Raw genomic sequence first — 19689 nt, 5'->3', positions numbered from 1 at the left:
TCGGGGTACTCGGGTCTACAGTCCATTCATGAAAAACTTCGTTTTCGCCCTACTGCTCCTCGCCCAAACCGCCCTGGCTCAGACGCGCCCGCTCGACATTCAGGGCCACCGCGGCTGCCGCGGGCTGATGCCGGAAAACACCATCCCGGCCATGCGCAAGGCACTGGACCTGGGCGTGACGACGCTGGAAATGGACATTGCCATCAGCCAGGACAAGCAGGTGCTCCTCTCCCACGACCCGTTTATGAACTCGGGCTTCGTGTATCAGCCTAATGGCCAGCCCATTGCCAAAGCCGATGAGAAAGCTCTGAAAATTTACAGCCTGCCCTACGCTGAAATCCGGCGCTACGACGTAGGCAGCCACGGCAACCCCAAGTTCCCGCAGCAGCAAAAGCTGCTCGCTTACAAGCCCCTGCTGGCCGAAGTCATCGACTCCGCCGAAACGTATGCGCGGCGCAAGCAGCGGCCCGCACCGTTTTACAACATCGAAACGAAAACTACACCCGACGGCGACGGCACCAACCACCCCGCGCCGGAGGAATTTGTGCGCCTGCTGTTGGCCGTGGTGAATGCCAAAGGCGTCCAGAGCCGCGTAATCATCCAGTCGTTCGACCCACGCACGCTGGAAATTGTGCACCGCGTACAACCTGCTTTACGCACCGCGCTGCTGGTCGACAACCCAGAAAGCATGGAAAAGAATCTGGCGCGGTTCAGCTTTACACCGAGCATCTATAGTCCTGCTTATAAGCTGGTAACGGCCGAGCTGGTGCAGGCCTGCCATCAGCGCCGCATGCAGGTCATTCCGTGGACGGTTAATACCACCGCCGAGGTCGGGCAGTTGATTCAGCTGCGGGTCGATGGGGTAATTACGGATTATCCGGGCCTGTTTCCACTCAAATAAAAATGCTGCTTTCGGCAGGTGCAGACAAAAAAGAAGCGGCCCCCAATGGAGGCCGCATCTTCGGTTAGTTTTGTTTCACTAAAACTCACAAAAACTCTTAAACTCTCACGCCTTGATATCCTGGTTCTAAGCGGCTAAAACTTTATTAACCAGCATTATTCAAGCATTTGACTTCTAAATCTATATAAGTACTGAATTGGGCTGCCAAAATCGGGCACAACCACAAAACAGCGACAAAAACATAGTTATAGTTATCCTGGAAAGGAAACTGAAATACTTGATGCCACAACACTGACGTGGCCCGCGGCGGGGATTGAAGAAAGAGGACTCCCACCCATCGTTTCTCCGTGTGGCCGCGTGCCAGTCAGGTTGTTTGCACTCACAGTACAAAACTGGAGATTGAGCACACACTAACCTTCCCGCACTCTCCTGATTTTACGAAAAGAGTTTATTTTTTTAGCTGGACTATTCCTGGTGGAACACCCGCGTTAACGACTGCACTACCGGCGAATTGTCCGGGTTGGTATCCATCAAATCGCCCATGTAGGCCCACCAGCGCTGCATAATTTCCGTGGTGGGCAACCCGTCGGTGGTGTGGCCGGGCAGACGCTTCTGCACAGCAAACAGCCGGCCGCTGGCCGCATCCAGGTAAATTGAATAGTCGCGGATGCCAGCCTCGTGCAACAGGGCCGAAAGCTCGGGCCAGATTTCGTCATGACGGCGCTGGTACTCGGCGGCCACGCCGGGCTTGAGCTGCATTGTGAATGCTACTTCTTCCATGGGTGATGAGTTGTCAAGTACTAGTTACTTGTTGTCAGTTGTTAGTCAGCCAGCTGTGCCAGGGCCTGGCAACTACTGAACCGGCGCGCTTATGGAGGCCGGCGTGAGGGTGACGGGGCCAAGCAGGCCGGATTCCAGCGGCGACCACTTTTCGGTAGTGAAGAGGCCGTCGGCGCCGCGGTTTTCCTTGAGCTTGGCGGGCATGTTGGTGTTGTAGAAAATCTTCCAGTCGACGTGGTTGCGGTCCAGGTCTTCGATGCGGTTGGCCATCAGGTTGCTCACCGTCACGGTGAGGGTGTTGCTGGCCTTGAGCTGCGATTTCGGCACGAACACCTGGTACACCGGACCGAGCAGCGTGGTGGCTGGCTGGCCGTTTACCTGCACGCGGGCGCTCTGAGCCACCCGGCCAAGGTCGAGCAGAAAGCCGTCGCCGCTGCCCTGCGGCAGGGCGAAGGTGGTGGTGTAGGCGGCCGTGCCGGAAAACTTCTTGCCTGCGTCGCCGGCCAGCGTCGTCCAGGAAGTCAGCTCTTTCACCTGCTGCTTGGCTGGCAGCTCCGGGCCGCCCGAGAGGAAGCTCAGCTCCCACGGATTGGTGAGGGGCTGGGGTGCGGCGGCCACCGTCAGGTACGGGTAAGCCGGGCCGTTGATGGTGCCTTCGTTGGTGTCGAGGATGCAGGTTTCGCCGGGGGCCAGTTGCACGTACACTTCGGGCAGGCCGTTGGCAGCCGCGCGGATGTTGGCCATACCGGTTTGCTCGGTCATGGGGTTGTAAAGAGCCGAGGATTTGGCGGGCGTTTGCAGAGTTATCCAGCCGGCGTAGGGCTTCTCGCCCCAGTTCGCTAGGAAGTAGTAATGCCCCTTGGCATGACGGCGGCGGATGAATTGCAGGCCCTGGTCGGTCAAGGTTTCGCGCTTCACGCCGGCTTGGGCCAACAAGGTCGGCACGTCGTCGCCGAGCAGAATCCGGCCCTTGCCCACGGCAGCCTGCTGCACGCCGGCCGTTTTGGTGTCAGCAAACTTCAACTGCGCCAGCAGCTTTTTGAATTCGGCGCGGCGGGTGGCCAGCGCGCCCAGGCCGGGCACATCGGCGGGAGCCTGGTGCTGAAAGGCGATGGTGGCGCCGCCCTGGGCCAGCTTCAGCAGGTTTTGCAGCGTGGGCAGCGGCATCACATGCGCATTGGGCACAAGCAGGGTTTGGTAGGGAGCTCCGCCACTGGTCGTCAGGGTGCTGCCCGTGTTTTTGATTTGCTGCACCTGCTTGTCGGAGATGAAATCATACCCGTAGCCCTTGGTGAGCAGCAGCTCGCTGGTAGTCTCAATGGGCAGGCCCTTGAAGCCGTGCTCGATGCCGTCGAAGTGCTGGAGCAGCACCTTGCCGGGCCGGGTGTAGGCGTCGGACTGCGGCAGGTAAAGCAGCACATCGGTGCTGGGCTGCCCGGCTTGCAGAAACGACTGGGCGCGGGCCGTGTACTGGTTCAGCTTGCCAAAATCCGTCCAGAACGGGTTCTGCGGGTTGAATTCCACGGCAGCATAGAACAACCAGCCGGGCCACTTGGCCGCGGGCGGCGAATAGGCCGTGCCGTGGTAAAACACGTGGTTTACCCCGCCCAGCAGCATGCGGTCTATGGCCTTCTTCACGTCGCTGAGCTTGCTCAGGAAGTGGTCATTTTCCCAAGTGGCGGTTTCGGCCGAGGCCAGCGGCTTGCCAGTGACGTGCGCGGCCGACGACGCGAACTTGATGCGCGTGAGGTTCTCGCCTTCCGTTTCCGGAATATCGGTGGCGGCGTACAAGTCCAGGATGTTGGCCGGCGAGCCGTGGGCTTGGTTGCGGATGAGCGCGCCATGGGTTTTGGCCCAGGCGCCCCAGGTTTTGGTGTAGTTTTCGAGCAGTAGCTCCGAAATGGTTTCGCGGTAGTCGGTGAGCACGCGCTGATTCTCGTCCTCGGCGGCTTTGTTGAACAGTGCGGGCAGGTGCTGGCGCAGGTCGTAGCCGCGCCGCTTCTGGAACTCCGCAAACATGAGCGGCGTCCAGTTAGCCTCGCCCTGGGCATCGTCCACTTCGTATGAATCATTGAAGAAGGCCCGAATCGGCTTTACATCGTGGCCCGCAAATGCCTTATCGAAATAGGCCAGGTAATGGTCGGTAGCCGTTTTAGAGAGGTGGTCAATCACGTCGCCCTCGCCGCCGGGGCCGGCGCGTTCCACCTGCTTGCCGTGCCAGCCCTGGAAAAGGGCGTAGAGCGTCCAGCTGCCGGCGGGCGCGGTCCAGCTCAGCTTGCCATCGGCAGCTACTTTACTGGTCAAATCCAGCACCTGGCCTTTGTCCGAATACGCCATCAAGGTCTGAAGCGGCAGAGGTTTCTCGAAGCGCACCTGGTCGAGGGCCAGCGTCTGCAGGTCCTTGTTTTTAGCCACCGGGTCTACCAATTGCTTGAGGTCGACTTTGTGGTTGATGGCCGTGATGATGGGCTTCTGCATAAAGCTCACCGGCTCGGTCAGGCTCGCGCCGCCTTTTACCTCGTAGGTTGTGTAGGCCACGTACTTCGACGCATCAGCCGGCGCCACCCACGGCCCGCCAAAGGGCCAGCCCGATGCCTGGGCCATGTCGATGCCCAGCCCCAGCCGCTGCCCTTCGGCGAGGGTGTGCGAGAGCATGTCCATCCACTTTGGTGAGAGGAAGTCGATGAACTGGCTTTCGGCACCTTTCACACCGTAGATGGTGGTGATTTCCAGGCCGCCGAGGTTGGCTTTCTGGTACTCAGTCATCACGGTGGTAAGGTCGGCTTTGTTCACGGCGCTGCCCTCCCACCACCAGCGCGTCCAGGGCTTGGTTTGCTGGGTGATGGCAGGCCACTTGGGCGCCTGTGCCTGGGCAGTGAGCGAAGCAAAGAGCAGCAGGGCGAGGGAGCGTTTCATGTATGTCGTTCTGGTGGCAGTCCCTTCCCCCCGGCCCCTCTCCCATGGAGAGGGCAGCCACGGCGGCGCGGGCCCCACCTATTTAAATCAACGTTAAAAATTATCCGGCTTTCCTGCCCATGGGTGAAGGCCGGGGCAAGGTTAGGCCTCAGGGGCGCTAGGCCTACTTCAACTTATATACCTCGCTGCCGGCCAGCAGGAAGCAGCCTAAGCCGTAATCCTCGAAGTCGGGCTTGCTGGTGAAGGTTACCGGTTGGCTGTCCTTGGGCTCCTTGCCAGTGCCTTGCACGTAGCCCAGGAAACCGTCTTTGTGGATGCAGTCGGTCACCATGCCTTTCCAGGCTTTGGCAATGATGGGCTCGTACTGTTTCTTGTCGAGCAGGCCGTGGTTGAGGCCCCAAGCCATGCCGTATACAAACAGCGCGGTACCGGTCATTTCCTTGCCGCCGAAGTGCGTGGAGTCATGCAGGCTCACGTTCCAGAAGCCGTCCGGGCGCTGCAGCGGCGGCAGGGCCTGCATCATGTTCATATACATCTGTTCGTATTCGGCGCGGTGCGGGGCGTCTTTCGGCATCACGTCCAGCACGCGCACCATGGCGGCCACCACCCAGCCGTTGCCGCGGCTCCAGTAGCAATCCTCGCCGTTGGGCTCTTTGTAGGGTGGCACAAAGTCCTTATCGCGCCACCAAAATTTATCCTGCGGGTTGTAGAGGCCCTGGCCGCCGTGCTGGGTTTTCGAGTAGTTGTAGATGCGGTACATCTTCTCGTAGTAGGCCGTATCCTTGGTCATCACGCCCAGCTTAGCAAATACCGGCATGGCCATTTGCAGCGCGTCAATCCAGTTCCAATCGTCGATTTTCGGGCTGTTCACCATGTTATCCACGGCGGCCTTGATGTCGTGCAGCCGCTCCGGCTTGGGGTCAATCTGGTACAGCTCCAGATAGGTCTGGCCGGCGCACTGGTTGTCGGCGTTGCGGTCGGTAATGCCCCGCCGGATGCCCCACTGGTGCTTGGTGCCCCAGTCCACGGCGTAGTCGTAGTAGCGCGCCTGCTTATCGGTCTGGTAGAGGGCCATCAGGCCTTCGTAGTACACGCCGCGCGTCCAGATGTGGCTGGGCCGGGCAATATTGGTCACGATTTCCTTGCCCGTATCCGGCCACTTCTTCATAAAGTAGTCGTTGGTCAAAGTCATGCTTTTGAGCACGGCTTTTTTCTTCGGGAGCTTCTGGGCGGCGGCCGGCAGCGCGAGCAGCAGCGTGGCGCAGAGCAAGGAATTCAGGGTGGTTTTTAAGCGCATTGGTTTTTAATCTGGAACATCATGCAGGTAGAACGCGTCATGCCTCGGCTGCGCTCGGCATAACGCGTACTTTATTCTTGTTCATTCTTACGACGCCGACTTGGCGATTTCTACTGCGTACACCTGCGCCTGGCCTTCAAAATTGGCCCGAAAAATCAGCCATTTCCCATCGGGTGAAAAGTGCACGTTGGGTTCCAGCTTGTAGTCGTGCACTTTCAGGTTGGCCAGCTTCTCCGCGTTGAAGTGGTCGCCATCGGGCGTGAATAAGTAAATCCAGTGGCCTTCGGCCGATTTTGCAACCGAAGTCGGGTAGCCGCCATCGCCGGCAAACGTCTTCTGGTGGGCCGAGCTGGTGTAGTGCACCGACCACTCGTCGCGCTTCAGGGCATAGGTCTTTTCGGTGCCGGTTTTTAGGTTAGTGCCGGTTACGGCGAAGGTTTCGCCGCGCGGCTTCTGGTGGTCGAACCAGATGGTTTTGCCATCGGCCCCGAACCATTCGTGGCCCGCAATTTCGCGGTCGAGTGTGCGCTTGTGAATCAGCTTCACAGCCTTGGTTTTGGTGTCGATGGTCCAGATGCGGTCCACCTTTTCCCAAGGCCCTTCGTGACAAAACATCAAGCAGTTGGCATCGGTGGGCGAAAACTGCACGTGGTTTAGCCAGGCATTATCGGTAAACAGCTTCGTGAGCTGACTCTTACCATCGGCGCTCACCATGAAGAGCGTGCGCGGCAGCTTGGCCTCGTAAATGCGGGTAAAAAAGTCGTGCTTGGCCGGAAACTGACGGTAGATTTCCTTCTCCGCGTCGCTGCCCCAGGCCCCACCCAACTGGGTTTCATCGGCGTTAAGCGTAGTGATGTCGGCCTTGAAATCAGCCGGAAAAACATAGACCAGCCGCGTCTTCTTGTTATCGATGTGCGTGGCGTAAACCGTATCGCCCACTTGGTAAAACACTTCGCGGCGCTTCTTGGCCACTATTTCGCCGTGCACTTTAGGGAAGGCCCGCGTCAGCGGCTCGCTCTGGCGTGTTTTCAGGTTGAAAGAGTAGAGCTGCTTGCCAGCCGGCGAGGTGTGGTAGTACACCATCTTGTCGCCTTCGGAGCCCAGGCTTTTCACAAAGGGATTGTTGTGGAAATAGAAGCTCTCATTCGCGCCATCCAACGTTGTCAGCCGTACGATTTTATGGCCGGTATCAGCATCAATCCACTCGGCGGCAGGCATGGGCTTTTGGCTGCCGGTAGCCAGCTTGGTTTGGGCATGGCTGCCAAAATTCAGCAGCAGGCTGGCAAGAACGAGCAAGTAACAGTCGGTTTTCATCGGGTGGGATGGGGAAGGATATGGGAGCCGCTTAAAGTCCCGGTAAGGCGCGGCTCACCAGTTAGAACGAGCGCAAGAAACCGTCCATTCTCGCCCAAACTCTCCTGTACTCTTCGGCTTGGCAGCTTGCGCCGGCCCTTCCTACCCTGCGCTTATTCAATACTCCGGAGCACTGCTGGCCCTAAGGCAGTACAGGCTTCCGGCGGTGCGCCGGAAGCCTGTACAATGCTTTCCCCAATATTTGCCGAACCTAATTCGCGGAGGCGGTCGCCTGCACGCCGGTCAACTTACTGAACGACAACTCCCGGATGGTTATCCCCGCCGTCGATTCCAGCTTGAGCGCGGTAAAGGGCTGGGACGGAAAAAACAGCTCCGACGCTACGCTCAATCCACCATCCGCAAACAGCTCCACCGAAGTGGCATCTACATACAGTGTCACATCGGCGGCCGGCGTGGTAGCTAGACGCGGCGTAACGTGCCGGCCCGCAAATTTGCTACTGAAGCCAGTCGGGCCCGCCTTGCGCCGGTCGATGTAGTACTGTTTGGCCAAGGCATCGTAGCCGAGGCGCAACTCTTCACCAGCTGCGTTGCTCAGCATCAGCCCGAAATCCTGCAGCTGCGCGGTGCTCAGTTTCAAAGAGAATTTATCGCCGCTGAAGCTGAGTTGGCTGGTTAGGTCCAGCGGCGCGTCAGTAGCTTTCACATCCTTGAGCACCACGGCTGGCTGAGCCAGCTTGGCCAGTTCCTTTACCGGCTGCGAGGTGAGGTAGATTTCTGAACCAACTTGGCGCAGGCCCAGCTCGCGCGGAATGGTGGTGGCGTTGCGCCAGGGCGAGGTGGGGACCTGGTTGGCGTAGTCCCAGTTGCTCATCCAGCCCAGGAAGATGCGGCGGCCGGGCGTGTTGCCCCAGGTCACGCCGGCGTAGTCATCGGGGCCGTAGTCGGCCCATTTGGTCTTGTCGTTGAGGGGCGTGAATTTGTGGCCATCGAAGGTGCCCACGAAGTACTGGGTGCCCGAGCCGCCGTTGGGGCCGCCGGGGTTCAGGTTCACAATGAGGACCCAATGGGTTTTGCCATTGAGGGTGAGGGGGAACAAATCGGGGCATTCCCACACGCCGCCGTGTGCGCCTAGCTTCTCGCCAAATTCGCTTTCCTTGGTCCAGTCCTTCAGGTTGGGCGAGGAGAAAAACGTGATGCGGTCGAGGGTAGCCAGGGTCATTATCCATTTCTTAGCCACGTCGTTCCAGCTCACTTTCGGGTCGCGGAAGTCCTTAATGCCAGGGTTTTTCAGCACCGGATTGCCGGCGTATTTTGTCCAGGTTTTGCCCGCATCGAGGCTATACGCCAGGCTCTGGTTCTGGAAGGTTTTCGTACCGGCTTTCTCGCCCTTGGGGTCGTGGTGCGTAAAAATGGCCACCAGCGGCGTTTTGCCATCCTTACCGAAACCGCTGGTATTCTTCGCATCCACCACGGCGCTACCGGAGAAGATGTAGCCCAGCGAATCGGGAGCCAATGCTACGGGCTGTTCCTTCCAGCTCACCAAATCGGTGCTGGTAGCGTGTCCCCAATGCATAGGGCCCCATACCATGGCGCCAGGGTAATACTGGAAAAATAGATGGTAGACGCCCTCGTAGTACACCATGCCGTTCGGGTCATTCATCCAGTGCGCAGCAGGCGAAAAGTGGTAGCCGGACCGGTATTGCGGCGTAGCGGGCGGCACAGCAACGGCGTCGGCTGGGGCGGCTGGGGCTTCCTGGGTCGCGGCGGCTGTGTCAGTAGTTTTAGAATCGGGGCTGCACGCGGCAAGGCTGGCACCGGCCAGCACCAGAAATAGGGTGTTCTTCATTGGTGGGAATTGAAAAAAGGCGAACGATGTAGAGACGCGACCCTTCGCGTCTCCCGTTGAACGATGTCGAGCAAATTGTGCAGACGTTGAGACGCGAAGTATCATCGCGTCTCAACGCAATTCCTATCTACACTGCCTGCGCGGCCAGCAGCTCCGCCACTTCGGCCTCGCTGATGCTGGGCGTAGCGCCCAGGTGCGTGGCTACCAGCGCCCCGGTGGCGCAAGCGAAACGCAACGCCTCGCCGGGGTGCTGGCCGGTGAGCCAGCCCTTGAGCAGGGCCGCCAGAAACGAGTCGCCGCTGCCGATAGTGTCCTGCACCTGCACCGCCACACCAGGCGCGCGGTAGAGCTGGTCGTTGGCCCACAGCATCGCGCCGTCGGCGCCGCAGGTCACGCACACGGCTTGCAGGTCGAAGCGCTGGGCCAGCCAGGGCATGGCAGACGCCGGCTCGGTTTCAGTGCCAAACCACTCCATTATTTCGGCCAGCTCGTGGTGGTTCATCTTCACCATGTTCGCTTTGGTGAGCAGGTATTTCACCACCTCGCGGGTGTAGTGCGGCGGGCGCATGTTCACATCGAACACCTTGAACTTAGCGCTTTCGAGCAAGCGGTACAGGGTTTCGCGGGTGCCCGCCTGCCGGGCCGCCAAGCTCCCAAAAACGAAAGCATCGGCGGTGGCTACGGCGGCTTCCACGGTGGCATCGTACTGGATGTAATCCCAAGCCACGGGCTGCACAATCTTGTAGGTCACCTCGTTGGCATCGTCCACGTTGGCTTTCACCACGCCGGTGAGGTGGGTTTTGCCGTGCTGAATGAGGTCAGTCGCTACGCCTTTCGAGGCCACGAAATCGACCAACTCAGTACCCAACTCGTCGTCGCCTACGCGGCTGATAAAGCGCACGGGCAAACCCAGTTGGTGCAGATGCACGGCCACGTTGAAGGGCGCGCCGCCCGGCTGCTTGCCGGTGGGCAGAATGTCCCATAGAATTTCGCCGAAGCAGGCGATGGTGGGGAGGGTGGACATGGAGAAAGTTGGTGAAGTTGGGAAGAGGGAAACTATTATACAGAGTGGGGCCTCCGGTTCAATGAAACCTCACCCCGGGCCCCGGTTCGCTTGATGCGCGAAGCCCACGGAGAGGGGAACCACGGCGGCGCGCCCGTCTGCAATCGTCAGGCTCGCCTCTCCACGGGCTTCGCGCATCAAGCGAACCGGGGCCCGGGGTGAGGTCACGCGCTAGTGCATCACCAGCACCTTATCCGCTTCCTCCAAGGTCTTGCCCTTGGTTTCGGGCATCAGTTTCCACACGTAGAGCAGCTGGAGCACCATCATGCCGCCGAAGAAGGCGAAGGTGTTGCCGCCGCCCAGCTTCTCGGTGAGGGCCGGGAAAATGAACGTGATGGCCGCCGCCAGTACCCAGTGCGTGCTGGAGCCCAAAGCCTGCCCCTTGGCCCGCACCGCCGAGGGGAAAATCTCGGAAATGAACACCCAGATAACCGCACCCTGCGAGAAGGCAAAAAAGGCAATGTAGCCGAAGAGTAGCAGTGGCACCGCCGCAAATTCCTGGGTGTAGAAGGCCCGCGCCACCAGCCCCAGCGTGATAATCAGGCCCACCGAGCCCACCAGCATCAGCCGGCGGCGGCCAAACTTGTCGATGATGTTCACGGCCAGAAGCGTGAAGCAGAAGTTGACCAGCCCCACGCCGGCCGACGACAGCAGCGCTGCGCTCTGCCCGCGCCCGGTCATCTCAAAAATGCGTGGCGCGTAGTAGATAATGGCGTTGATACCAGCCAATTGGTTGAAGGCCGCGAACAGCACCGCCAGCAGCACCGGCCGCCGGTACTGCGGTGCCCATAGCGACTCGCCAGGGCCCTGCTCGGCCGCATTTGCAACCAGAATAGTACTGATGCTTTCGTCGGCCGTAGCGGGGTCGATGCGCTCGAATACGGCTCGGGCTTCCTCGGTGCGGCCCCGGCGGAGCAGCCAGCGCGGGCTCTCCGGAATGCGGAACAACAAGAGGAAGAAGGCGATAGCCGGCACCGCCTGTACCCCCAACATCCAGCGCCAGGCGTTAGGCCCGATGTCTTTCAGCAGGTAGTTCGACAGGAAAGCCAGCAGGATGCCAAACACCACGTTGAACTGGAACATGCCCACCATGCGGCCTCGCGTGGCAGGCGGCGACACTTCCGAGATGTAGAGCGGAGCCGTCACCGACGAGGCCCCTACCCCCAGCCCGCCCAGAAAGCGGAACAGCAAAAAAGGCACCCAGGTCGGCGAGAGCGCCGCGCCCACCGCCGACACGAGGTAGAGCACCGCAATCCAGGTGAGGGTGCCGCGGCGGCCCAGCGCATCGCTCGGCACGCTGCCGAAAATGGCCCCAATCACTGTGCCCACCAGCGCAATCGACATGGTGAGGCCGTGCTCGTAGGAACTCAGGCCCCAGAGTTTCTGGATGGCCTCTTCGGCCCCCGAAATCACGGCCGTATCGAAGCCGAACAGCAGGCCGCCGAGAGCGACGACTACCGACCAAAAGAAGACGTTATTTTTCACGGATATATCTGTAGAAAGGATTGAACCATGCGTCTCAACTCAAGCTTCCGCCCCGCTTTCCGGGACACTTGTTCCCACCACGCCGCCGGGGCACAGGGCAGAAGTTGAGTTGAATAAGCCGCTTTATTACCAGCCGGTGTTTTGCTTATAAAGCCCTTTGCTGAAGTTGATTTGGTTGAGCGGGATGGGCATGTACTCATCGCGGCCGGCCGTGAAATTGGCCGTGGCCAGGTACTGGCGTTTGTTTTTTTCCACGCTGAAATAGGTGTTCATATAGGTGGCGGCAATGCCCCAGCGGGTGAGGTCGAAGAAGCGGTAGCCCTCCATGGCAAATTCCAGGCGGCGCTCAAAACGCAGGGCTTCGCGGGCGTAGGCCTGCGTCCAGCCGCTGCTGGGGTATAGGCCAATGCGGTAGTTGGAGATGGGTTGGCCGGCGCTGTTGCGCAGGCGGGCGGTGCTGTTTTGGGCGCGCTGGCGAATCTGGTTGATGATGGGCAGGGCCTCCGAAGCGCGGTTGAGCTCAATCAGGGCCTCGGCCTTCCAGAGCAGCACGTCGGCGTAGCGGATGACGGTCCAGTTCTTCGAGGTGCTCATAAAGGGCGGGTTCTTCTGGAAGCTAGGGTCCGAGGGCAACACGTTCTCCTTCATCGACATGAAGTAGCCGTACACCTGCGGCACGCGCACCCACGAGTTCTGAAACACAAACGTGGGGTCGTATTTGTACGGGTGCGAAGGGATGGCCACGGTGTGGTCGAGGCGCGGGTCCACGGCGTTGGCCTGGAAGTCGGCGGGGATATCGGCACGCAAGTCGCTGTTGTTGAAGGTGGTGAAGAGTGGCAGGCCCTGCGCGTCGGTCTTGTAGGCGTTCACCAGGTTCTGGCTGGGCTGGTGGAAGCTGCAGCAGCCGTAGTCGGGGTTCATGGGGTAGTTCAGCTCGTTGCCGCGGTCGGTGCGGCCCTTGGGCGTGCCGTCGTTGCGCGAGAACTGGATGGCGAACACCGATTCGCGGCTGTTGTCGCCCACCGTCAGGAAGTTGGTGGCGTAATCGGCATTCAGGGCGTAGCCGGCGGTACTCACCTGGTCGCACAGTGCCACCACTTCCGTCAGCTTGGCTGGGTCAATGCCCGTCACGGCGTTGTTATCGTTCTGCGTGTAAGCCTGGTAGAGGAGCGTTTTCGCCAGGTAAGCCTGGGCGGCCGACTTGGTGGCCCGGCCAATTTCGGGCTGCACAGCCGGCAGGTTGGCTGCCGCAAAGCGGAAGTCGTCGGCAATTTTGCCCCAGAGCGCGTCATTGCTCAGGGCCACGTTCGAGATGGTGGCGTAGTCTTTGGTGGCCACGCTTTGGTCGATGTAGGGAACGCGCTTGAACACCTCCTTCAGCAGAAAGTAGAAGTGGCCGCGCAGGAAACGGGCTTCGCCCTGGCGCACGGCCTTGTTGGGCATGGCGGCGTCGCTCACGGCATCGAGGCGGCGCAGGGCATCGTTGGCGCGCGACACGCCGATGTAAAGCAGGAACCACAGCTCGTCGGTGTTGCCAACGTCGACGCGGTTGAAGGCGAAGGTTTCGTAGAAGTGGAAGGCGTCCACGTCGGCGGTGCCGCCGCCGCCCTTGTAGGCGTCGCCGGCCCGCACGTTGCCGTAGGGCCACATGGAGGTATAGGGGGTGCGGTACACATCGTTGCCGAGCTGCGAGTAGGCGGCAATCACCTGCTTTTCAATGTTGGCGGGCGTATTCAACTCTTCGTCGGCGAGGGCGCCGGTGGGGTCTACTTCGAGGAATTTCTTATCGGAGCAGCCAAAGGAGAGCGACAGCAGGGAGCAGGCCAGCGCGAGGGTTTTAATCGATTTCATGGCGGGGGAATTTTGCTGGGCTTTAGAAGGAAAGGTTGAGGCCGGTGGTGAAAATGAGCGGCACCGGGTATTGGTAGTTCGTTACTTCGGGGTCGGGGCCGGTGAACTGCTTGCTTTTGCCGAGCAAGAAATTCTGGGCCTGCACGTAGATGCGTACCCCTTGCAGCTTCACCTTGCCGGCCACTTCGGCAGGCAGCGAGTAGCCCAGCTGCACGTTGCGCAGCTTCAGGTAAGAAGCGTTTTCGATGAAGTAGGTAGAAGCACGGCCTTCGTTATTGGAGTTGATGAGGGTAGCCGCCGGAATGGTCGAGCCGGTGTTCGTGGGCGTCCAGGCGTCGAGCAGGCGCGCACCCCAGTTCTCGCCGGAAGCCAGAGAAGAGAAGTCGGTGCGGAACTTGGAGTTGTTGTAGGCATAGAGGCCCTGCACGCCTTGCAGGAAAATCTGCAGGTCAAAGCCCTTGTAGCCAGCGCCTAAGTTCAGGCCGTAGCTGTAAGCGGGTACACCCTCCGAAATCCAGGTCTGGTCGAAGTTGTTGATTTTGCCGTCGCCATTCAGGTCCTTGTAGCGAATGCGGCCGGGGGCGGCCCCTACCTGAGTGGGCGCTCCGCTCACCTCGCTGGCGCTCTGGAAAAGGCCGTCGGCCACGTAGCCATAGGTGGCATTGATGGAGTGCCCAATGCGGGTCACGTCCTGGCCGTTGCCGCCGTAGGCGTTAATCACCTCGTCGGGGAGGAAGGTGAGCTTGTTGCGGAACGTCGAAACGTTGCCCGTGATGTTGTAAGTCAGGCCATTGGCCAGCTTGTTCTGGTAGCCGAGCAGGAATTCCCAGCCCTTGTTCTGGATGGAAGCCCCGTTCACAAACTGGTCGCCGCCCTCGCCTACCACGGCCAGGTAGGGCAGGTTCACCAGGATGTCCTTGCTATCCTTCACGAAGTAGTCGACGGAGCCGCTCAGCTTGTTGTCGAGGAAGCCAAAGTCCACGCCCACATTGGTTTGGGTGGTGGTTTCCCACTTCAGGTTGGGGTTGGCGCGCTGCACGCGGCGATAGCCCGAAGGCAGGGCCGTGTTGTTGCCGTAAATGTCGTAGGCCGTGCCGTGGTCGTAGTCGAAGGTGGGGTCCAGGGTGCCCAGCAACGACTGATACAGGCCGCGGGAAGCGAAGTTGGCAATGTCCTGGTTGCCCGTCTGGCCCCAGCCCGCGCGGAGCTTCAGGTCAGAGATAAACGGCGCGCTGTTCTTCACGAAAGCTTCCTCGCTCAGGCGCCAGCCCACCGACAGCGCCGGGAAAATGCCGAACTGGTTATCGGCGCCGAAGCGCGACGAACCATCGCGCCGGATGGTGGCCGACGCCAGGTATTTATCAGCAAACGCGTAGTTGACCTTGGCGAAGTACGAAGCCAGCCGGTAGGCCGTGGCCGAGCCGCCGTTGTCCTTGTTGGCCGCACCGGCGTCCAGCACGATGTAGCTGGGGTCTTCGGTGGCAAAGTTGGTGCGCGAGGCGTAAGTGCTCTCAAAATTGTAGCTAATGCGCTCGTTGCCCAGCAGCACGTCTAGCTGGTGCTTTTCGCCCAGGGGCACGCTGTAGTTCAGCGTGTTCTGCCACGTCCAGCTGCCCCCAAAATTGTTGTTGACGGTCACCCGGTTGTCTTGGTTGGAAAGAAAACCGGCCTTGAACGTTTTGTACAGCTCGGTGTACTTGTACAGGCTGTAGTCGACGCCGAAGCTGGTGCGCAGGTGCAGGCCCTTCAGGATTTCCGCATCGGCAAACACGTTGCCGAACGCTCGGCCGGTATTGGAGCGGTTCTGCTGGTTGTCGGTGAGCAGGCGCAAGGGGTTGTCGCGGTCGCCCATGCCGGCCACCGGCCCCCCCCAACCTACGCCGTCCACGGTATGGACCGGCACGATGGCGGGCAGTTGGCTGCTGCGGTCGCGTATCAGGTTCAGGTCGTACTGGGCCTGCTGAGTTTTGGCCAGCGTCAGGTTTTCGCCCACTTTCAGCTTGCCGCCGAAAAAGTTATAATCCGAGTTCAAACGAGCCGTGAACCGGTTCAACCCCGTGTATTTCAGCGTGCCGGTGTTGTCGTAGTAGTTCAGCGAGAACAGGGCCCCGCCCCGCTCGCCGCCGCTGCTCAAGCTCAAGTTGTACTGCTGGATGAGGGCATCCTGCTGGGTTTGTTTAAACCAGTCGGTATCGGCCGAGCGCAGGGTTTTGTCGGCATCGATGAACTCGGGCACCACCACTTGGTCGAGCACGGGCTGGCCGCTCGCGTCCAGGTGCGACTGGTAGCTGTAGAACGGGATGTTGGGCGTGGTGCGGTCGTTGGCCGACGCCTGCCAGTATACCTTACCGTAGTCCAGCGTGTTCAGCATCTGGATGTGCGGCCCGGCTTTTTGCAAAGTAAAAAAGGTGGAGAAATCGACGCGGGTGGCGCCCTTCTTGGCCTTCTTCGTGGTGATGATAATCACGCCATTGCCGGCCCGAGAGCCGTAGATGCTGGCCGCCGAAGCGTCTTTCAGCACCTGAATGCTCTCGATGTCGTTCTGGTTAATCTGCCCGATGCCTTCTTTGGTCGGAATGCCGTCGATGACGTAGAGCGGGTCGTTGTTGCCTAGCGTGCCGAAGCCGCGGATGCGCACCGTGGCCCCGCTTCCGGGCGCCCCGTCGGTGGTGATGTTCACGCCCGGCACGCGGCCCTGCAGGTTACGCGTCACATCGTTCGAGGTCATGCTCTTCACCTCATCCACCTTAATCACCGACACCGCACCGGTCAAGTCGGTCTTGCGCTGCACCTGGTAGCCGGTTACCACCACCTCGTCGAGGGCGGCCACGTCGGCGGCCAGTTGGGCCGCTACCGTTGTTTGGCTGCCCACCGCCACCTCCTGGGTTTTGTAGCCAACGAAGGAGAAAATCAGCGTCGCGTTGTCGGGCACGCTGATGGCAAAGCTGCCATCGGGGCCGGTGCTGGTGCCCAGGGCCGTGCCCTTCACGAGGACCGTCACGCCGGGCAGGCCTTCACCTTTCTCGTCGGTCACCTTGCCCGTGATGGGGCGGTCGGCCAGTTCCGAGTGGGTGAGGCCAGTTGGCCGGCCAGCTTCAGCAGGGGCTGCCGCCAGGGCCGGGCCGCCGGCCAGCAGCGCCACCAGCGCCGCCTGCGGAAGAGAATGTAGCAGAGTGTTCATGCGTTTTTGAGTGGGATTGAAAAGCAGGAAATAGGACCGAAACGGCTCCCGGCTACCAAGAGCGGCGGGTTGGTTGATGGTCCAAAATTCCGGCAGCCAGCCCCGGCGGGCTTGCTCAATCCTCTCAAAAGCGTTAACTATCCGTTCACTACCTAAAATATAATCTTAACCTTGAATCACAACATCTTATCTACTCCCAAACGTTTGGGGAAAGCCTTGGGCTTCCACTCTCGTTACATCGTTTTCACTATCCGTTCAGCCCACGGGCGCGATATGCAGTGCCCGATACTCGGAGGGTGAAATCTGGTAACGCGCCTTGAAGCTGGTGGAGAAGTAGGAAGGAGAATTGAAGCCCAGTTGGTAAGCCACCTCGGCAATGGTGAGGGTTTCATCGAGCAGCAGCTGGCGCGCTTTGGTGAGGCGGACGCTCTGCACGAAGTCCGTCGGGCTGGTGCCGAGCACGGCCTTCACCTTGCGGTAGAGCTGCACCCGCGAGATGCCCATGCTGCGGGCCACGTCCTCCACGCTCAAGTCGGCGCGCTCCAGGTTAGCCTCCACAATGGCGGTGAAGTCGGCCAGGAATTTCTGGTCGACGCGCTGGGCGGGGGCCACGGTGGCGGTGTCCACGCTCAGTTCGCGGCGGAAATGCTCGCGCTGCCTCTCCCGGTTGCCGAGCAACGTGCGCAGGCTTTCGAGCAGGAAGGTGGGGTTAAACGGCTTGGTGAGGTAGAGGTCGGCGCCGGCCTGCACGCCTTCCACCTGCTGCTCGGGCGCGCCCTGGGCCGTGAGCAGCACCACCGGAATGTGGGAGGTGCGCCAGTCGCCTTTCAGCTTGGCCACCAGTTCCAGGCCACTCATTTCCGGCATCATCACGTCGCTCACGATGAGGTCCGGTATCAGCTCGGCGGCCAGGCGCAGGCCGGCCGCGCCATCGGTCGCGGTGCGCACCTGGAAGTGGGGCTGCAGCTTCTGGGCCAGAAAGGCGTTCACCTCCTCGTTGTCTTCGATGATGAGCACCAGCGCGTCGCGGCCCTCGCCGGTGGCAAAGCTAGCCTCCGCCGTTTCGGGAGTCGCGGGAGCGGCCAGGGCCATCGGCTCTTCCTGCGTCAGGCCCGGCATGGCGGGTTGCGGGGTGGTGGCCAGCAGTTGGGCGGGCAGGGTGAGCGGCAACGTCACCACGAAAGTGCTGCCTGTGCCCGCCTGACTCGTAAACGCCAGCTGACCCTGGTGCAAACGCGTGAGGCCCAGCGCCAACGCCAGGCCCATGCCCGAGCCCTGTACGCCCGGCTGCTGCCCCTGGTAAAACCATTCGAAGATGTGCGCCCGGTCCTGCTCGCTGATACCACGCCCGGTGTCTTCTACACTCACCCGCACGCTGCCCTCGGCCGGCAGCGGCTGGATGCTGACGGTTATCTGTCCGCGCTCCGGCGTGAATTTCAGCGCGTTGGCCAGCAGGTTGAAGAACACCTTGTCGAGAATGTTCACGTCGAAGGGCAGGCTCACCACCGGCTCGGCGGGCAGGAAGCGCAGGGCCACGCCTTTTTGGCGAGCGGGCTTCTCAAACGCATCCAGGATTTCGCGCACGAAGGCCACGAGGTTGCCCTCGGTGGCATGCACCGGCATCTTGCCCACGTCAATCTTGCGGAAATCCATGAGCTGGTTCACCAGCCGCAGCAGACGCTGGGCGTTGCGACGCACCAGGCCCAGGTCGTGGCGGTAGGTGGCGGGGAGGTCGCTGCCGCTGGTCAGCATTTCCTCCACCGGCCCTAGAATGAGGGTGAGCGGCGTGCGCAACTCGTGCGAGAAGTTGGTGAAGAAGCGCAGCTTGGCCTCGGTCTCCACCTTGGCCTTTTCCGCAAACTCCTGAATCTGGTTGCGCTGCGAGCGGATTTCCTCGTTCTGCCCAGCCAGCACGCGGGTGATGCGGCGGTTGGCCCGCAGCGCCCGCCACGCCAGCAGCCCTAGGCCGGCCACCAGCAGCAGCGCGGCGGCCAGCACGTACAGTACCGTTTGCTGGCTGGCGTAGGTATCGCGCTGCTCCTGTAATAGCTGCTGCTGCCGCTGAATGTCCTGCTGCTGGTTGGCCAGCTGCTCGGTCTGCATCTTCATGGTCAGCGCATTGGTCGAGTCGATGACCATTGTACCCAGAATGTTCTCTTTGGCAAACGGCTGCTTTTGCAGAATCCGCATGGCCGTGCGAATGGCCTCCTCCCCGCCCGGCGAATACAGCAGCGTGGCATTTATCACGCCGTCCTGGACCAGCTGAATGCCACCCCGGCTGCCCGGCAACCCATCCACCCCAATGATTTTGACGCGCCGCTGCCGGCCCAGCTCCTTGCACACCTGGTAGGCACCCAGCGCCAGCCGGTCGTTGTGGGCAAAAATCAGTTCCACCTCGGGGTGGGCGCGCAGCACGGCGGGCAGGCGCTCCAGCACCGAAGGCCGCTCCCAGTTGCTGTTCACCTGCGCCACCAGCTGCAGACCGGGGTAGGCGGCCAGCGCGTCGGCAAAGCCCCGGTGCCGGTCCACGGCGGGTGAGCTGCCCGGCGCCCCCAGAATCTCCAGCACCCGGCCGCGCTGCCCGAGCAAGGTGGCGGCGTAGCGGCCGGCAGTGCGGCCCACTTCCACGTTGTTGCCACCCACATAGGCCGTAAAGAGCTGAGAACTGATGCGCCGGTCCAGAATCACCACCGGAATGCCCCGGTTATACACTTCCTCGATAACGGGCGTCACCGGCTCGCTCTCGTTGGCCGATACTATCAGTAAGTCAATGCCTTCGCGCAGGAACTCCTGAATCTGCTGCTTCTGCAAGGCGCTGCTGTAGCGGGCGTCCTTCATGCGGAAGCTCACATTGGGGTAAAAGCTTAGCTCCTTCTTCATGCCGGCCAGCATGGCCAGCCGCCAGGCATCGCCGTTGGTGCACTGCGAGAAGCCGATGGTGTAGTGGTGCGGTGGCGTCTCGGCAGCTTGGGCATTATTCACCCACCGGCCGCAGCAGAGTAGCACGCAAAAAAACCAGGCCATACGCTTCATAGCTTGAAGGTAGCGCCCGGTT

General features: G+C 60.8%; 11 protein-coding genes. 1 reads left to right on the top strand and 10 read right to left on the bottom strand.

Translation table 11 applies throughout. The annotated features are described in order from the left end of the window. Nucleotides 1-28: 28 nt before the first annotated feature. Nucleotides 29-901: a glycerophosphodiester phosphodiesterase family protein gene (locus J4E00_RS13495; protein WP_208175699.1), complete on the top strand. Its 873-nt coding sequence runs from the start codon at nucleotides 29-31 to the stop codon at nucleotides 899-901. A gap of 465 nt (nucleotides 902-1366) precedes the next feature. On the opposite strand, the gene rhaM is transcribed toward J4E00_RS13495, so the two are convergent. From rhaM to J4E00_RS13445, 10 genes are all read right to left on the bottom strand, one after another. After that, nucleotides 1367-1681 carry an L-rhamnose mutarotase gene (rhaM, locus tag J4E00_RS13490; RefSeq protein ID WP_208175698.1) on the bottom strand — a complete coding sequence of 105 codons (315 nt, stop codon included), beginning with the start codon at nucleotides 1679-1681 and terminating at the stop codon, nucleotides 1367-1369. Between the two features lie 72 nt (nucleotides 1682-1753). Continuing rightward, nucleotides 1754-4597 (bottom strand): glycosyl hydrolase, encoded by a 2844-nt coding sequence (locus J4E00_RS13485; RefSeq protein ID WP_208175697.1) that lies wholly within the window; start codon nucleotides 4595-4597, stop codon nucleotides 1754-1756. 163 nt (nucleotides 4598-4760) lie between these two features. Beyond that, entirely contained in the window at nucleotides 4761-5894 is a 1134-nt protein-coding gene (locus J4E00_RS13480) for a glycoside hydrolase family 88 protein (protein ID WP_208175696.1), read from the bottom strand. An 87-nt stretch (nucleotides 5895-5981) separates the two neighbouring features. After that, nucleotides 5982-7208 carry an oligogalacturonate lyase family protein gene (locus tag J4E00_RS13475; protein ID WP_208175695.1) on the bottom strand — a complete coding sequence of 409 codons (1227 nt, stop codon included), beginning with the start codon at nucleotides 7206-7208 and terminating at the stop codon, nucleotides 5982-5984. Nucleotides 7209-7458: 250 nt separating this feature from the next. Beyond that, the gene (locus tag J4E00_RS13470; RefSeq protein WP_208175694.1) at nucleotides 7459-9054 is read right to left on the bottom strand and encodes a glycoside hydrolase family 32 protein; all 1596 of its coding nucleotides are present in this window, start codon (nucleotides 9052-9054) and stop codon (nucleotides 7459-7461) included. A 127-nt stretch (nucleotides 9055-9181) separates the two neighbouring features. Then, complete coding sequence (locus J4E00_RS13465; RefSeq protein WP_208175693.1) at nucleotides 9182-10078, bottom strand: carbohydrate kinase family protein; 897 nt, start codon at nucleotides 10076-10078, stop codon at nucleotides 9182-9184. Between the two features lie 210 nt (nucleotides 10079-10288). After that, nucleotides 10289-11608, bottom strand: a complete 1320-nt coding sequence (locus J4E00_RS13460) for a sugar porter family MFS transporter (RefSeq protein WP_208175810.1) — start codon at nucleotides 11606-11608, stop codon at nucleotides 10289-10291. Between the two features lie 120 nt (nucleotides 11609-11728). Continuing rightward, nucleotides 11729-13453, bottom strand: a complete 1725-nt coding sequence (locus tag J4E00_RS13455; protein WP_208175692.1) for a RagB/SusD family nutrient uptake outer membrane protein — start codon at nucleotides 13451-13453, stop codon at nucleotides 11729-11731. A 22-nt stretch (nucleotides 13454-13475) separates the two neighbouring features. Next, entirely contained in the window at nucleotides 13476-16634 is a 3159-nt protein-coding gene (locus tag J4E00_RS13450; RefSeq protein WP_208175691.1) for a SusC/RagA family TonB-linked outer membrane protein, read from the bottom strand. Between the two features lie 255 nt (nucleotides 16635-16889). Beyond that, nucleotides 16890-19658 (bottom strand): substrate-binding domain-containing protein, encoded by a 2769-nt coding sequence (locus tag J4E00_RS13445; protein WP_208175690.1) that lies wholly within the window; start codon nucleotides 19656-19658, stop codon nucleotides 16890-16892. Nucleotides 19659-19689 lie beyond the last annotated feature (31 nt).

It is taken from the genome of Hymenobacter negativus (assembly GCF_017571495.1).
Taxonomy (GTDB): domain Bacteria; phylum Bacteroidota; class Bacteroidia; order Cytophagales; family Hymenobacteraceae; genus Hymenobacter; species Hymenobacter negativus.
This window is presented reverse-complemented; position numbering and strand designations above follow the sequence as displayed.